This window comes from Leisingera sp. ANG-DT (assembly GCF_000813785.1).
Classification (GTDB): Bacteria; Pseudomonadota; Alphaproteobacteria; order Rhodobacterales; family Rhodobacteraceae; genus Leisingera.
Genome location: NZ_JWLE01000011.1, coordinates 172615 through 186696 on the forward strand (window position 1 = coordinate 172615; position 14082 = coordinate 186696).

14 protein-coding genes are annotated in these 14082 nt (G+C 63.4%); 4 read left to right on the plus strand and 10 right to left on the minus strand.

The window, feature by feature from the left end; genetic code table 11:
- Positions 1-73: 73 nt before the first annotated feature.
- The 5 genes from RA21_RS12725 to clpS all read right to left on the minus strand — a co-directional run bounded on the left by RA21_RS12725 (position 74) and on the right by clpS (position 4188).
- Positions 74-889: a glycoside hydrolase family 25 protein gene (locus RA21_RS12725; protein WP_039149419.1), complete on the minus strand. Its 816-nt coding sequence runs from the start codon at positions 887-889 to the stop codon at positions 74-76.
- Positions 890-1068: 179 nt separating this feature from the next.
- A complete protein-coding gene (hemF, locus tag RA21_RS12730) occupies positions 1069-1950 on the minus strand; it encodes an oxygen-dependent coproporphyrinogen oxidase (RefSeq protein ID WP_446720195.1) in 882 nt (293 codons plus the stop codon).
- Between the two features lie 24 nt (positions 1951-1974).
- The gene (locus tag RA21_RS12735; protein WP_019297174.1) at positions 1975-2778 is read right to left on the minus strand and encodes an SDR family NAD(P)-dependent oxidoreductase; all 804 of its coding nucleotides are present in this window, start codon (positions 2776-2778) and stop codon (positions 1975-1977) included.
- Positions 2779-2862: 84 nt separating this feature from the next.
- Complete coding sequence (locus RA21_RS12740; RefSeq protein WP_039149422.1) at positions 2863-3852, minus strand: methyltransferase; 990 nt, start codon at positions 3850-3852, stop codon at positions 2863-2865.
- 12 nt (positions 3853-3864) lie between these two features.
- The gene (gene clpS / locus RA21_RS12745; RefSeq protein WP_036762377.1) at positions 3865-4188 is read right to left on the minus strand and encodes an ATP-dependent Clp protease adapter ClpS; all 324 of its coding nucleotides are present in this window, start codon (positions 4186-4188) and stop codon (positions 3865-3867) included.
- 106 nt (positions 4189-4294) lie between these two features.
- Here clpS and RA21_RS12750 point away from each other — a divergent pair, with 106 nt between their 5' ends.
- The 3 genes from RA21_RS12750 (at position 4295) to RA21_RS12760 (ending at position 7288) form a co-directional block, all read left to right on the plus strand.
- Positions 4295-5008 (plus strand): HAD family hydrolase, encoded by a 714-nt coding sequence (locus RA21_RS12750; protein ID WP_039149424.1) that lies wholly within the window; start codon positions 4295-4297, stop codon positions 5006-5008.
- 43 nt (positions 5009-5051) lie between these two features.
- Entirely contained in the window at positions 5052-5378 is a 327-nt protein-coding gene (locus RA21_RS12755) for a hypothetical protein (protein ID WP_019297178.1), read from the plus strand.
- A gap of 260 nt (positions 5379-5638) precedes the next feature.
- Complete coding sequence (locus RA21_RS12760; RefSeq protein WP_039149427.1) at positions 5639-7288, plus strand: D-alanyl-D-alanine carboxypeptidase family protein; 1650 nt, start codon at positions 5639-5641, stop codon at positions 7286-7288.
- 92 nt (positions 7289-7380) lie between these two features.
- Here the strand turns inward: RA21_RS12760 and ccoS are convergent, their stop codons facing one another.
- The 4 genes from ccoS to ccoG are packed head-to-tail and all read right to left on the minus strand — an operon-like array spanning position 7381 to position 11651.
- A complete protein-coding gene (gene ccoS, locus RA21_RS12765; RefSeq protein ID WP_019297180.1) occupies positions 7381-7539 on the minus strand; it encodes a cbb3-type cytochrome oxidase assembly protein CcoS in 159 nt (52 codons plus the stop codon).
- 30 nt (positions 7540-7569) lie between these two features.
- Positions 7570-9747: a heavy metal translocating P-type ATPase gene (locus tag RA21_RS12770; RefSeq protein ID WP_039149429.1), complete on the minus strand. Its 2178-nt coding sequence runs from the start codon at positions 9745-9747 to the stop codon at positions 7570-7572.
- 5 nt (positions 9748-9752) lie between these two features.
- Positions 9753-10217, minus strand: a complete 465-nt coding sequence (locus tag RA21_RS12775) for a FixH family protein (RefSeq protein ID WP_019297182.1) — start codon at positions 10215-10217, stop codon at positions 9753-9755.
- A 3-nt stretch (positions 10218-10220) separates the two neighbouring features.
- Positions 10221-11651 (minus strand): cytochrome c oxidase accessory protein CcoG, encoded by a 1431-nt coding sequence (gene ccoG / locus RA21_RS12780; protein ID WP_039149432.1) that lies wholly within the window; start codon positions 11649-11651, stop codon positions 10221-10223.
- 408 nt (positions 11652-12059) lie between these two features.
- Here ccoG and RA21_RS12785 point away from each other — a divergent pair, with 408 nt between their 5' ends.
- On the plus strand, positions 12060-13100 hold the full coding sequence (locus RA21_RS12785) for a radical SAM/SPASM domain-containing protein (RefSeq protein WP_039149435.1): 1041 nt from the start codon (positions 12060-12062) through the stop codon (positions 13098-13100).
- 95 nt (positions 13101-13195) lie between these two features.
- Here RA21_RS12785 and RA21_RS12790 read toward each other — a convergent pair whose 3' ends face one another.
- Positions 13196-13993, minus strand: a complete 798-nt coding sequence (locus RA21_RS12790; RefSeq protein ID WP_039149437.1) for a phytanoyl-CoA dioxygenase family protein — start codon at positions 13991-13993, stop codon at positions 13196-13198.
- Positions 13994-14082: the final 89 nt, after the last annotated feature.

Here is a 14082-nt window from a genome sequence, read left to right on the forward strand (position 1 = left end):
GCTCTTCATCCGGCTGAAAATATCCAGGGGGTGAGCGCCCAGGGCGCGAGGGGGCAAAGCCCCCTGCCCGGCGTCAGATCTGCCCGGACCACCTCAGCCAGCTTTCGGGGCTGCCGCGGAAGGTGTTGAGATCGACGTCGCCCGCAATCCCGGGCACCTCGCCGGTACCGGAATACTGCCAGAAGCTCCAGGCCTTGCCCGGGTAGACCTTTTGCGGGTGGCCCGCGACGGAGCGCAGCCAGAACTCGGTGCCGCCAAGACTGCCGATGCCGGTGTCGCGGTAGAAATCCACCGTGGTGTAGACAACCGGGCGCTTGCCGTAGTGGCGTTCCAGGATGTTCAGGAACTTGCGCGCCTCCGCCCGCACTTTGGCACCGCCTGGCCGGGTGGTGCAGGTGCGGGAGCGGTGGTTCCATTCCATATCCAGCACCGGCGGCAGCGCGTTTGCGTCCCTAGGTACATTACGGATGAACCAGCGCGCCTGCTCCGCTGCCGGGCGGCAGAAGTAGTAATAGTGGTAGGCGCCGCGTTTCAGCCCCGCGGCACGCGCGGCGCGCCAGTTTTCGCGGAACTTGGCGTCTGTGTGGTCGCCGCCTTCGGTTGCCTTGATATAGGCAAAGGACACGCCGGAGCGGCGCACCTTGTTCCAGTCGATGGTACCCTGATAGCGCGAGACGTCGATGCCGTGCACCGGGTAGGACCAGGGTTTGCGCCCTTCCCAGTCATGCGGGTCGCGGTCGCCGAAGCGGGGATAGGTAGAGAGCCCGGCAAGCCGCGAATTGGCCGGTTCGGTGCGGGTGACTGCCGGGGTGCTGGTGTCCCTCTCCGGCGGCCCGCCGCAGCCCGCCGCCAATGCCAGTGCCAATGCCCCAAGAACCAGTCTGCGCATGTGATGTGCTCCCTGCCTCGCTGTGTGAATGCTGCTCTTTTCTTTGCCTGTTGCGTTTCATCTTAGCGCAGGGCGGCGCAATGTCGCGCCCCAAAGGGCACGGATCAGCGTAAATCCGCCGCAAGAAAAAACGCGCCGCTTTAAAACGGCGCGTTGTCAGCTTCTGGGCTGCCTGCGGTTCAGACCCATTTGGCCAGAGGCGGCAGGCTCATCAGAACCGCGTTGGCGTCATGGCCGGTTTCCAGACCGAACTTGGTCCCGCGGTCATAAACAAGGTTGTATTCCGCATAGAGGCCGCGGTGGATCAGCTGGGCGTCCTTGTCCGCCTCGTCAAAGTCCTGCACCCGGCGCTTTTCGACCAGCGGCACGAAGGCCGGCAGGAAGGCGCGGCCGATGTCCCGGGTCAGGGCAAAATCCGCGGCCCAGTCACCAGAGTTCTGGTCATCCATGAAGATGCCGCCCACCCCGCGGGCGCGCTTGCGGTGGGGGATGTAGAAATACTCATCCGCCCATTCTTTGAGCCGCGGGTAGAGCTCTGCGCCGTGCGCGTCCAAATGCTGTTTCTGGGCTCCATGAAAATGCGCTGTGTCTTCTGCGTATTCGATGCAAGGGTTCAGGTCCGAGCCGCCGCCGAACCACCAGGCGTGCGGGGTCCAGAACATGCGGGTGTTCATGTGCACGGCGGGCACATGCGGATTGCGCATATGGGCGACCAGCGAGATGCCGGAGGCCCAGAACCTAGGGTCGTCCCTCATGCCCGGAATGCCCTTGCGCGCCGCCATCGCGGCTTGGGCGCGTTCGCCCAGGATACCGTAGACCTCAGAGATGTTGACGCCGACCTTCTCGAACACCCGTCCGCCGCGCATCACGCTCATCAGCCCGCCGCCGGCGTCGGAACCGTCGTCCGAGGTCCGCTTGGTTTCCGTCACCTCGAACCGGCCCGGCTCCATATCCGCGAACGGGCCTTCGCTGTGGGTGTCCTCCAGCGCCTCAAAGGCCGCAACGATCTGGTCGCGCAATTCCCGGAACCAGGCAGCCGCCTGGGCCTTCTCGTCTTTCATTTCAGCAGTCACAGGTCTTTCCAATCAGTGCATCGGCGCGGACACCGGGTCCAGCAAAGTACGGCCGCCGTCCAGTGTCAGAACCTGCCCGGTCATGAAGCCGGAGGCGTCGGAGGCGAGATACTGGGCGGTCTGGGTGAGTTCGGTGGGAGAGGCGACCCGACCCAACGGGGTGTGCGCCTCGATATCCTGCCGGAAGCTGCGGTTTTCCTTGAGGGTCGCCTGCATCGAGGCGCTCATCACGGACCCGAAGGCGATGGAGTTCACGCGGATCCGGTGCGGCGCCAGCGCTACAGCCAGGGAGCGGGTTGCCTGATCCAGTGCGGCAGAGGCCACGGAATAGGCCATCAGCTCCGGGTGGGTGCGGCGGGCGGCGATGGAAGAAAGGTTGATGATGCTGCCCAACGGGCCGTCACCCTCGCGTTCCTCCCCCTGCTTGATCATCCGTTTTGCCACCTGCTGCGACAGGCGCACCGACGGCAGCAGGCTTTGGTTCAAAAGCTGATCAAGAGTTTCATCCTGCGGGTCCAGCGCATCGGTTGCCACAACCTGGCGGGCGCCATTGACCAGAATGTCGATATCGTCAAATGCGTCAATGGTGGCTGACAGCAGGTTGGCAATGGTCAGACGCTCGCGCAGATCGCCGGCAAAGTAGCGGATGTTGCTCTCGTCGGCCTGTTCGCCAAGCTCATCGACCAGCTGAGCCTCATGCGTATCCGCAAACATCACATTGGCGCCAGCATCGGCAAACTGCTTGCCGATCGCAAGGCCGATGCCGCTGGCGGCACCGGTCACGATGGCGGTTTTGCCGGAAATGGAAAAGGACATGAAAGGGTGCTCCCCTATAGCATTTGGCCCGCACGTTAGACCGCGCCTGCCGGTTTGGAAACCGCCATTGCGCCGGGTCCGCGGTTACTTGCGCCCGCGTTTCGGTTTGGCGGCGTGCAAGATCTTGAAGCGGTTGTCGCCACCCTCCTCGCGTACCTGGGCGAACCGTTCGGCCAGTGCAGTCTCGTAGGGCAGGTGCCGGTTTGCCACCATCCACAGGCTGCCGCTGGCGGCCAGCATGGAGGCGGCAGCGCCGATGAAGGCCTGCCCCAGCGACGGTTCCGCGGCGCGGCCGGTGTGGAACGGCGGGTTCGTCACCACGGTGTTCACCACGCAAGGTGCCTTCCAGCTGCGGGCATCAGACCAATGGAAATGCGCCCGCGGATCGGCGGCGTTCAGGCGGGCGCAGGCCAACGCGGCATGGTCTGCCTCCACCAGATGAAGTTCCTCGACGCCCTCGCGCTTCAGCACCTGCGCTGAGAGATAGCCCCAGCCCGCCCCCAGGTCGGCGACGCAGCGGCCCAGCTTTTGCGGCAGGGCTGCAGCCAGCATCCGGGAGGCCGGGTCGATGCCATCTGCGGAGAACACGCCGGGGGCGGTGATGAAGCCCTCAACCTGCTGCGGGCCATCGGGCTGCCAATCTGACAGATCCGTGCCGCCCTCGATCCAGAAAATCTTGCCATGCGCCTTGGAGACCGGCGCCGAGGGTGTGCAGCGCTTGCGCAGGTCCTTCAGGAGCGAATCAATGCCTTCGGTCTTGGCGCCGTCGATCAGCACCTGACCATGGGTCGCGGCAGCAGCCTGCGCCACCAGCATCCGGGCCAGCGCCTTGGCCCGCGGCAGGAAGACGACGGCAGCGGCATAGTCCGCGCCGGCCTCCAGCGACGGGGCGCAGGCGTAGCCTTGGGCGGCGAAGTGATCATGGTCCGGGCGGAACGGCTGGATGACCAAGACCTGATCCTTGGGCAGGGCCGACAGATCATGCTCGCTGCGCGGATGGAAGACGGCGATGCGGCCCTCAGGCGGAACAGCAAAGCCGCCCGATTGGGCGGCCAGTGACAAGCGTACAGACATCTAAGGGCCTCTTTATTCTTCTTTTTCCATGGTGCACTGCAGCGGGTGCTGGTGGCGGCGGGCGAAATCCATCACCTGGCCGACCTTGGTTTCCGCCACCTCATGGCTGAACACACCGACCACCGCAACGCCCTTCTTGTGCACCGTCAGCATGATTTCAAACGCCTGTGCGTGGGTCATGCCAAAGAAGCGTTCCAGCACCATCACCACGAATTCCATCGGGGTGTAGTCGTCATTCAGCAGCAGCACCTTGTAGCGCGGCGGGCGCTTGGTCTTGGGCCGTGTCTTGGTGAGGACGCCGGATTCCGTGTCGTCGTCTGAATGATCAGTCATCATCAAGGGCTGCAGCGGCATGAGCAATTTGATCCAGTGGTGCATGGAATTTCCTGTGACGCTTATATAGCCTCTTAGCTGTTCAGGAAAAGAGACTGAGACCCGCAGATTGACACCTAATTTGACAACAATCGGCTTTGATGCCGACGATACCCTCTGGCACAATGAACGGTTCTTCCGCGTCACGCAGGAACGGTTTGCCGAATTGCTGCAGGATCACACCCCCGCGGACATTGGGCCGGAGCAGCTGGAACGGCAGCTGCTGGACGCCGAAAAACGCAACCTCGGGCGCTATGGCTACGGGGTGAAGGGCTTCACCCTGTCGATGATCGAAACTGCGATCGAAGTGACCGGTGAGCGGGTGCCCGCGGCCGTGATCAAGGAGCTGATCACCGCGGGACAGATGATGCTGTCTTATCCGATCGAGCTGCTGCCGCATGCGCGGGAAGCGGTGGAGGCTGTGGCAGGGCGCTACAAGGTGGTGCTGATCACCAAGGGCGACCTGCTGGATCAGGAGCGCAAGCTGGCTCAGTCAGGCCTTGGGGAGCTGTTTGACGGGGTTGAGGTGGTGTCCGAGAAGACACCGGATGTGTACCGGGACATCTTCGCACGCCATGGCGACGGTGCAGATCGTGCGATGATGGTTGGTAACTCCATGCGCTCTGATGTGGTGGCGCCGATCGAGGCCGGAGGCTGGGGCACCTATGTGCCGCATGGGCTGGTCTGGGAGGTGGAGCATGCCGAAGCGCCAGCGCATAGCCCGCGCTACGCGGAGATTGCCGATCTGGGCGGGCTGGCGGATCTGGTGGACAGCCTGGGCTGAGCGGCGCTATCCCTTTGGCAAACGCCAAGGGAGCCCCGGACACATGCCGCACGCAGAACTGAAATTCTCCAGCGATCTGGATCTCGATGCAGAAGCCATTCTCGCTGAAATCGAAGCGGTGATACTGGAACACGACGGCGGTGCGGGTGCCTGCAAGGGCCGTGCCTACCCCACGGACCGGTATCACCACACCCATATCACCGTCAGCGTCGCCCTGCTGACCAAGCCGCACCGGGATGAGGCGTTTTCAAAGGCGCTGCTGGCGGATCTCGAATCCCGCATCAAGGCGCGGCTGCTTCAGCCCTGCGAATTCTCGCTTGGCCTGAGCTATTCCACCCCGTTTTATGTCACCAATTTTCACGCTGGTTGACCGGAATTCTGAACAGAAGGCCTGTCAACCCGGGCTTAAGCTGCCCGCGCCCCGATGCAACGGCAACTTTTTTTGATAACCTTTCGTTAGGACTTGCCGGATTTAGCGGTCAGGCAACGCCCACACACAACATGCCGGCACACTTCGGCCGAAGCGCCTGACTGCGTGCCGGCGCCGCTGTTTATTCCTCGTAAACCCTGTGTTACGCTTTTGCACACAGGCAAAAACGTCAGCCGGAAAACCGGCGGCACGAGGCAAACATGGCAGTGATCACGCAGGTCAAACCGGCGTCAGGCCGGTATTCCCGTACCCGGTTCCTATGGGCAGCCGCGGTCTTTCTCTTTGCAGTCTTTACGCTGGCGTTGCAGCCGCAGCGGGCCGCAGCCGCGCCCTATGCAGCGATGGTCATCGACGCCCGAACCGGCGAGGTATTGCATTCGCGCAATGCCGACACCCGGCTGCACCCGGCATCGCTGACCAAGATGATGACGCTCTACATTGCATTCGAAGCAGTGCGGAACGGCGAGATCACGCTGGATACCAAAGTCCGGATCAGCCGCAATGCAGCCGCCGAGCCGCCGTCGAAACTGGGGCTGAAGTCCGGTCAGAAAATTGCCTTCCGCTACCTGATCCGCGCCGCCGCGGTGAAATCCGCCAATGACGCGGCCACCGCCATCGGCGAGACCCTGTCGGGTTCCGAGGCCGCCTTTGCCCGCCGGATGAACCGCACCGCCAAGGCGCTGGGGATGAGCCGCACGACCTTCAAGAACGCCCATGGCCTGACCGCCAGCGGGCATCTGTCGACCGCCAGCGACATGACCACGCTGGGGCGGCACCTGCTGTACGATTATCCCGAGTACTACAACCTGTTCTCACGCCGTTCGACGCACGCCGGCATCCGTGAGGTCCCCAATACCAACCGCCGCCTGCTGGCGGCCTACCGAGGTGCCGACGGGATCAAGACCGGTTACACCCGAGCCGCCGGGTTCAACCTTGTGGCCTCAGCCAAGCGCGGCAACGAACGGATCATCGCAACCGTCTTTGGCGGCAAATCCACCGTGTCGCGCAATGCCAAGGTCGCGGAACTGCTGGACCTCGGCTTCCGCCGGGCGCCGTCGCGCGCCGCGCTGCGCAAGCCGCAACGGCCTGCCTATCAGGGTGCGGGCAATGTGGTAGTTGCCGACGCCGATGACGGCCCCTCGCACGGGGTGGCGGGCAAGACCATCCGGGTGAGCGGCCAGGTGAACACCAGCCTGCGTCCGAAAACCCGCCCGGGTGCCAGCGAGTCGCCGGTGCTGGTGGCGGCGCTGGAGGAAGCGCTGCAGACGCCGCCCGCGGAAAGAACCGCGTTGGAGGAGGCCGTTGCGCAGGCTGATGCGGCTGGCCCAGAAACCGCAGAGGCAGAGACCGCTGATGAGCAGATCGAAAACGTGCAAACCGTCAGCGCGGACGGTGCCGTTGGCGGGGACGCGTTGCGGGAAAGCATAGCGGTTGCATTGGCGGAAGCGGAGGCGGAACCCCAGCCTGCAGTTGAGGACGCCGTTCCGGCCGTCATTGCTGCCGTGCAGAAGGTTCCCTTTACCGGATTGCGCCCGGTGGCCCGCCCGGCCAGCCTGACTGGTACTGCACCTGAACCGGAACCAGTTGTGGTGACCCGGCTGTCCACCTCCGGCGGGCGCTACTGGGGGGTCAACGTCGGTCTCTACACAAGCCGCTACCAGGCAGAGAAGGTTCTGCTGCGCACCGCGCTGGCGGAGCTGGAAACGCTGGACGGCACCCTGCGCAAGGTGGCCAAGACCCGCCGCGGGTTCGAGGCCAACTTCCTGGGCATGACCCAGGAGCAGGCAGAACTGGCCTGCCGCCGCCTGAACGCCCGCAACGTGACCTGCGCACCGATCGGCCCGTCCTGAGTCCGGCAACACCTCAAATCAGAAAAGGCGCCCGCGGAGGCGCCTTTTTTCTTGCCCGGCCGATCCTTGCCAGCAGGCCCTCCCGCCCGTCGTCAGGGCTTGGGCTTGTCGTCCCACTCGTCATTGAGGATACGGCGGGCATCACCTTCGGGGTCGTCATACTGGTTGCTCCGCACCGTGTAGAAGAAGGCTGCAAGCCCCACCGAGCCGAGGATCAGGGAAATCGGGATCAGGTAGGCAAGGACACTCATAAGCTCAGTACCAGTATTGCGGGCGCGGGCTCAGCGCAGGCGCAGCGCGTTGAGGGAAACGGTTATCGAGGAAGTAGACATTGCCAGTGCTGCGATCAAGGGCGTTGCCAGTCCGGCGATCGCCAGCGGCACGGCAATCACGTTGTAGAGCGTGGCAATGCGGAAGTTCTCGCGGATGCGGCGGGTGGCCTTCTGGGCCACACCGCAGGCCTCGGCTATGGGTTCAAGGTCCTGGCCCAGCAGCACGATGTCGGAGGCGACCCGCGCCGCATCCAGCGCCGAGGCCGGAGAGATAGAGACATGCGCCGCCGCCAGTGCCGCGGTGTCGTTGAGACCATCGCCGACCATCAGCACTTTTTGACCCTGATCCGCCAGCAACTGGACCCGGGCGGATTTATCCGCAGGCAGCGCCTCCGCCACCCATTTGGAAATGTTCAGCCGCCCGGCCAGGTCCTCCACCGCGCCGGTGGTATCGCCGGAAATCAGCAGCACATCCTTGCCGGCCGCCTTCAGCGCCGCCACAGCCTCCGCCGCGCCGGGGCGCAGGGCATCAGTGTAGAGGAAGGGCCTGGGCTCCCCTGCCCCGGTCTCGAGCCATGCTGCTGTCTGGCTGCCCTGCGCGGCGCCGACCCAGGCCGCACGGCCCAGCCGGACGCGGGCACCGCGGTACAGGCCTTCGGCGCCATAGCCGGGCACCTCGGTGATGTCCTGCACCGCAGCAGGTTTGACCCCGGCCGCCCGCGCGGCGCGGGTGAGCGCAACTGACAGGGGGTGCGAGGAGGCTTCGGCCAGCGCTAGGGCAATCTCAATATCTGCGCGGGCATGGTCGCCCAGGTTGGTGACTTCCGGGGTGCCGGCGGTCAGCGTGCCGGTCTTGTCAAAGACCACTGTGTCCACTTCTGCCAGCCGCTCCAGCGCGGTGGCGTGTTTGATCAGCATGCCCTTTTTGAACAGCCGGCCCGAGGCAGCCGTGGTTACCGCAGGCACCGCGAGGCCAAGCGCGCAGGGGCAGGTGATGATCAGCACCGCAGCGGCAATGTTCAGCGCCGTGCGGATGTCGAAGGTGTAGAGGTACCAGCCGGCAAAGGCGAGCGCCGACAGGATGTGCACCCCGGGCGCATAGAGTTTGGCAGCACTGTCGGCGAGCGACGTGTAGCGGGAACGGCCGGATTCCGCGATGGCGACCAGATCGGCCATGCGGTGCAGCGAAGTGTCCTCGCCCACTGCGGTCGCGCGGATGGTCAGCGGGCCGGTGAGGTTCACTTCACCTGCGGAAACCGCGAGGCCGGGTGCCGCAAAGACCGGCAGGGTTTCCCCGGTCAGCAAGGAGCGGTCAAGCTCCGACTGGCCGGAAACGATCTCGCCATCGACTGGCATCCGCCCGCCCGGGCGCACCAGGATCAGGTCGCCGATGGCCAGGTCCGCCACCGGCACCTCGTATTCATCACCGTCCAGCAGCCGGATGGCACGGGGCACTTCCAGCGCCGCCAATTCCTCCGCTGCAGAGCGTGCCACCGCGCGGGTGCGGTAGTCGAGGTAACGGCCCGCCAACAGGAAGAACGTGAGCGTCAGCGCGGCGTCAAAATAGGCGTGCTCGCCCGAGAGGAAGGTCTCCCATAGCGATGTGACCAGCGCCAGCACCAGGGCAAGCACGATCGGCACATCCATGTTGAGACGCCTGACGCGCAGCGCGCTCCAGGCGTTGGCAAAGAAGGGCTGGGCCGAGAAGATGATGGCAGGGAAGGTGATCGCCGCGGAGATCCAGTGGAACATATCGCGGGTTGCATCCGACGCCCCGGACCAGACCGAGATCGACAGCAGCATCACGTTCATCGAGGCGAAGAAGGCCACCGCCAGCCGCATCAAGAGATCCCGCCCGGCCTTGTCGTTCTGAGTGGCCGCCAGCGCCGCCAGATCCAGTTCATGCGCCTCAAAGCCGGCCTTTTCCAGCACCGGGATCAGATCCGCCGCGCGCACGTCCGGGTCCGCCTCGATCAGCGCACGTTTCAGGGTCAGGTTAACCCGTGCCGTATGGATGCCCGGATGGGCGTTCAGCTCCCGCTCCACTGTCGAAATACAGGCCTGGCAGTGGATGCCCGGCAGGGACAGCGCCAGCCGTGCCTCGGTTGGCGCCTGCTCTACCCCGTCATGCGGGGCGGCGACACAAGCGGGACAGGCGGCCAGCGAGGGGCGGAGCTGCGCGGTCATCGCGGTCAGCCTTTCACATGCAGGATCACCCGCTGGGTGAATTCGGTGCCATCCTTGGCCCGGGCCACCATGCGGATGTTCCAGTTGCCCGGTCCCAGGTCGGCCGGCGCCACATAGGCCTGGCCGTCAAAGATGAATTCCGGCTTCTGGTCGTCCTGCACATGGGTCGCCCGGCCCAGCGTTGCGCTCAGTTTGGCAACCTCCACCGGGGTACCGTCGGCGTCGGTGATCTCAAGCTTGACCTGATCGCCCTGCGAGGACGCATAGACCGACCAACCCAGCGCCTCCTGCGCGGAGCGGCGCTGGTCGAATTCCTGGCTGGCGACATAGGAGTTCTTTACCTCAAGCCCCGGAAAGGTTTTCACCGCATTGACCGCCAGAATGATGTTCACCCCGATGATCACTGCAAAGGCACCGCCGAACAGCAGGATGGCGTGTTTGCCGGTAAATTCGCGTTCGCGCTTAGCCATGGCTCAGTTCCCCTTGCCGTTAAAGCTGGTGTCCTTGTGGGCCCGTTCCCCGTTTATCAGATCCTCAACCCAGATGCGAACCGGAGTGCTGGAGGCCTGCGAAGGTGCCGAACCTTTGGCAGAGACGATATAGACCCGCTGCAGCAGCGCGGTATCCGCCGGCACGTTCACCGAATGATAGACGGTGCCTTCCAATTGCAAACGCATCGCCGGGTCGCCCTTGATCGACAGTTTGAACACCCGGTCCTCGCCATGCTTGTTGCGCAGGCGCACGTCATAGGTGTTGCGGATCGAGCCGTCCGACAGCGTTACAAAGGTCGGGTTGCGTTCCGGTGCAACGGTCAGCTCAATATCGGAGCGGATGAACAGCGCAAACAGCAGGCCCACACCGACCAGCGACCACAGGCTGGTATACATTATGGTGCGCGGGCGCAGGATGTGCTTCCAGATATTCTTGGGCGGGTTACCGCTGCGCTCCAGCGTCTCGTCCGACAGCGCCATATAGTCAATCAGGCCGCGCGGCTTGCCGATCTTGGCCATCACGTCGTCGCAGGCGTCGATGCACAGAGCACAGGTGATGCATTCCATCTGCTGGCCGTCGCGAATGTCGATCCCCACCGGGCAGACGTTGACACAGGCCATGCAGTCAATGCAGTCGCCCTGCCCTTCGGCCACCTGACCTTTTTTCAGCTTGCCGCGCGGCTCGCCCCGCCATTCGCGGTAGCCGACGGTCAGCGTGTCCTCATCCATCATTGCCGCCTGGATACGCGGCCAGGGGCAGGCGTAGATGCAGATCTGCTCGCGTGCGAAGCCGCCAAACAGGAAGGTGGTCGCGGTCAGGATCAGCATGGTGGAATAGGCAATGGGGTGCGCGTTCAGCGTCACCAGGTCATAGGCCAGCGTCGGTGCATCGGCGAAGTAGAACACCCAGGCACCGCCGGTTGCGAGGCCGATCAGGAACCAAGCGGTCCATTTGGTGACCCGCAGGCGCGCCTTGCGGAAATCCATTTTCTTCTGCCGGTGCAGGCGCAGGCGGGCGTTACGGTCGCCCTCTATCCAGCGCTCTACCAGGATGAACAGGTCAGTCCAGACCGTCTGCGGGCAGGCATAGCCGCACCAGACCCGGCCCAGCGCCGAGGTGAACAGGAAAAGTCCAAGCCCAGCCATGATCAGAAGACCCGCCACGAAGTAGAACTCATGCGGCCATATCTCGATCCAGAAGAAGTAGAACCGGCGGTTTGCCAGGTCCAGAAGCACCGCCTGGTCCGGCAGTGAGGGGCCCCGGTCCCAGCGGATCCAAGGGGTCAGGTAGTAGATTCCCAGCGTCACCGCCATGATGTACCATTTCAGGTTGCGGAACTTACCGGACACGCGCCGCGGGAAGATCGGCTCTCTGGCGGCGTAAAGGCTGGGGGCCGGGTTGGAATCGCTCACGGACTCTCTCCGTCTTGTGGCAGTGTTGCCGCCCTTTTCACAGATGCAAAGTCTCGGAACTTTGACGTGGATCAAAAAGCGTATCACACAATCATGTTTTCCGGCCGGCTTTTGCACCACAGAACGGCAATCCGCCACCTATGCCTGCAGTACAAGCCTTGCCAGAGGCAAGTTGCCGCAGACGCCGTCCAGGGCGTCTGCGGCTGAGCGTGCCAGGCTGACCTTGAGGATCCTGGCGTGCACACCGGCGTGTCTGAGCCGTCTTTTGAATAGGGCGGCGAAGCTGCCAAGTGCAGCCTCTGCATGAACTCTCACGCAATACTCACGGCTTGTGACCGGTCAAACGCTTGCCACCCAGCCCATGGTCTTTAAGGTTAACCGTGCACGCACAAAACCGGAGACAGCCCTATGCAAGATCTCACCCCCGCACCGGACCTCACTCCGGTCTCTGCGCAGCCGGACCTGCCGGAAAACCCGCCCGGTCTGCATGAGCGGGCCTTGCATTTTCTGGCCCGGTTCCTGCCGCTGGCCTATTTCCGGCGCCCGCCCAAGATCATCATCATCGACGCAACAAACAGCTGCAACCTGCGCTGTCCCGTCTGCCCGGTGACCTTTGCGATGAAGCGCAAGCGCGGCATGATGAGGCCGCATGTGTTCCGCAAGATCATTGATGACTTCAAGGATCAGCGCGAGAAGCCTGCTATTTATTTCAGTTTTTCGGGCGAGCCGACCCTGCACAAGGACTTGCCGGATTTCATCTCCTATGCCCATGAAAACGGCCACGACACCTATCTGTCGACCAACGCCACCCGCCTGACACCCGAAATGAGCGAGCGGCTGATCCGCTCAGGCCTCGCCCGGGTGAACCTGTGCATGGACGGGTTTTCCAAGGAGGCGCAGGAGACCTACCGGGTCAATTCCGACTTTGATGACGTCAAAGCCAGCATTGAGGAATTCCTGAATATCAAGAAACAGATCGGCTCCAAGTCGCCTGTGACTGTGCTGCAGACCTTGCTGACCAGTTATTCCGAACCGCAGATGGAGGAAATGGAGGCCTGGGCGAAAGAGGCCGGTTTTGACCGGGTGCGGTTCAAGACCTTCTCGATCGGGTCTTACACCTCTGCCGACCAGAAACGCGAGTTTGCGCATTTCCTGCCGCGCCAGAAAGAACTGCGCCGCCATCCGCGCCACACCAGCCATGCCATGTGCACGGTGCCGCTGTTCCAGTCGGTTGTGTTCTGGAATGGTGATCTGGGCCTGTGCTGCATTGACTACGACCAGGTGATTCAACTGCCCAACGTCGAACAGGACGGCTTCCTGGCCGCCTACCGCTCGGACGAGGCCGCCCGCGCCCGCAAGCGCGGCTTTCTCAAGCAGTTCGGCATTTGCAAGACCTGCTCCTTCTCGAACGCTGAGAACATGGGTATCCGCCGCGACCTGAAGAAATGAGCACGCAGCCAAGGCTGCACGCTACTGCTTCTTTCTGGTCTCAAATACCCTGGGGGTGAAGGTCGTCAGGCCGATGGGGCAACGCCCCCTCCCCTTTAGCGTTGCAGCAGGATCGGGAACCAATCCTCGCGCAGACGCTGGCCGGGCTGCATATCGTGGCCCGGAAACGGCGGCGAAGTGCGGCCCGGGCGCTCCACATAGCGGGCATCGTCGCCCACCAGCCGCAGCGAGAAGGCGCGGCGGCGCGAAGTGGAGGTATTGCCGCGGGCACCGTGCAGGATCTTGTAGTTAAAGGCCACCGCATCGCCGGGCTGCATCGGGTATTCCAGCACGGTCATACCTTCGGCATCCGGGTCCGGGACCGGCATGTACTGGCCCTCATCCGGAAAGAAGTCCTCTTCAGACACCCAGCGGGTCGGCAGCACTTCCTTCTCCCATTTGTGCGAACCGGCCACACAGCGAAGGGTCGCGTCCTTCACCTCGTCCAGCGGTGACCAGAAGCTGATGGTCTGCTCTCCCTCGACAAAGTAATAGGGGCCGTCCTGGTGCCAGGGGGTCGGCATGGAGGTGCCCGGCTCCTTGACCAGCACATGGTCATGGAACATCTGCACCGAGGTGGATTTCATCAGGTCGGCTGCGACTTCAGCCACGGGCGATTGTTCAATAGCTTGCTGGAACTCAGGAATACGGGTCCAGTTGCAGTAGTCGTCAAAGAACCGCCCGGTCTGTCCCGCCTTCTCGTTGTTCGAGGCATAGGGCCCGGGGTTTTCCATATTTGCAGCCACGCCAGCACGCAGCAGGTCAACCTGGTCTGCGAACAGCCCGCGGATCAGGACCACGCCGTCGCGCTGAAATTGTTCGACATGCTCCGGGGTGATGAGGGGGTGGACCATTGCTGCCTCCGCTGCTGAATGATGCAATTCTGATGCGCCATTCCTGCCGCGGCACAGGCATAGTTTCAAATCATATCTTTCTAAGATAC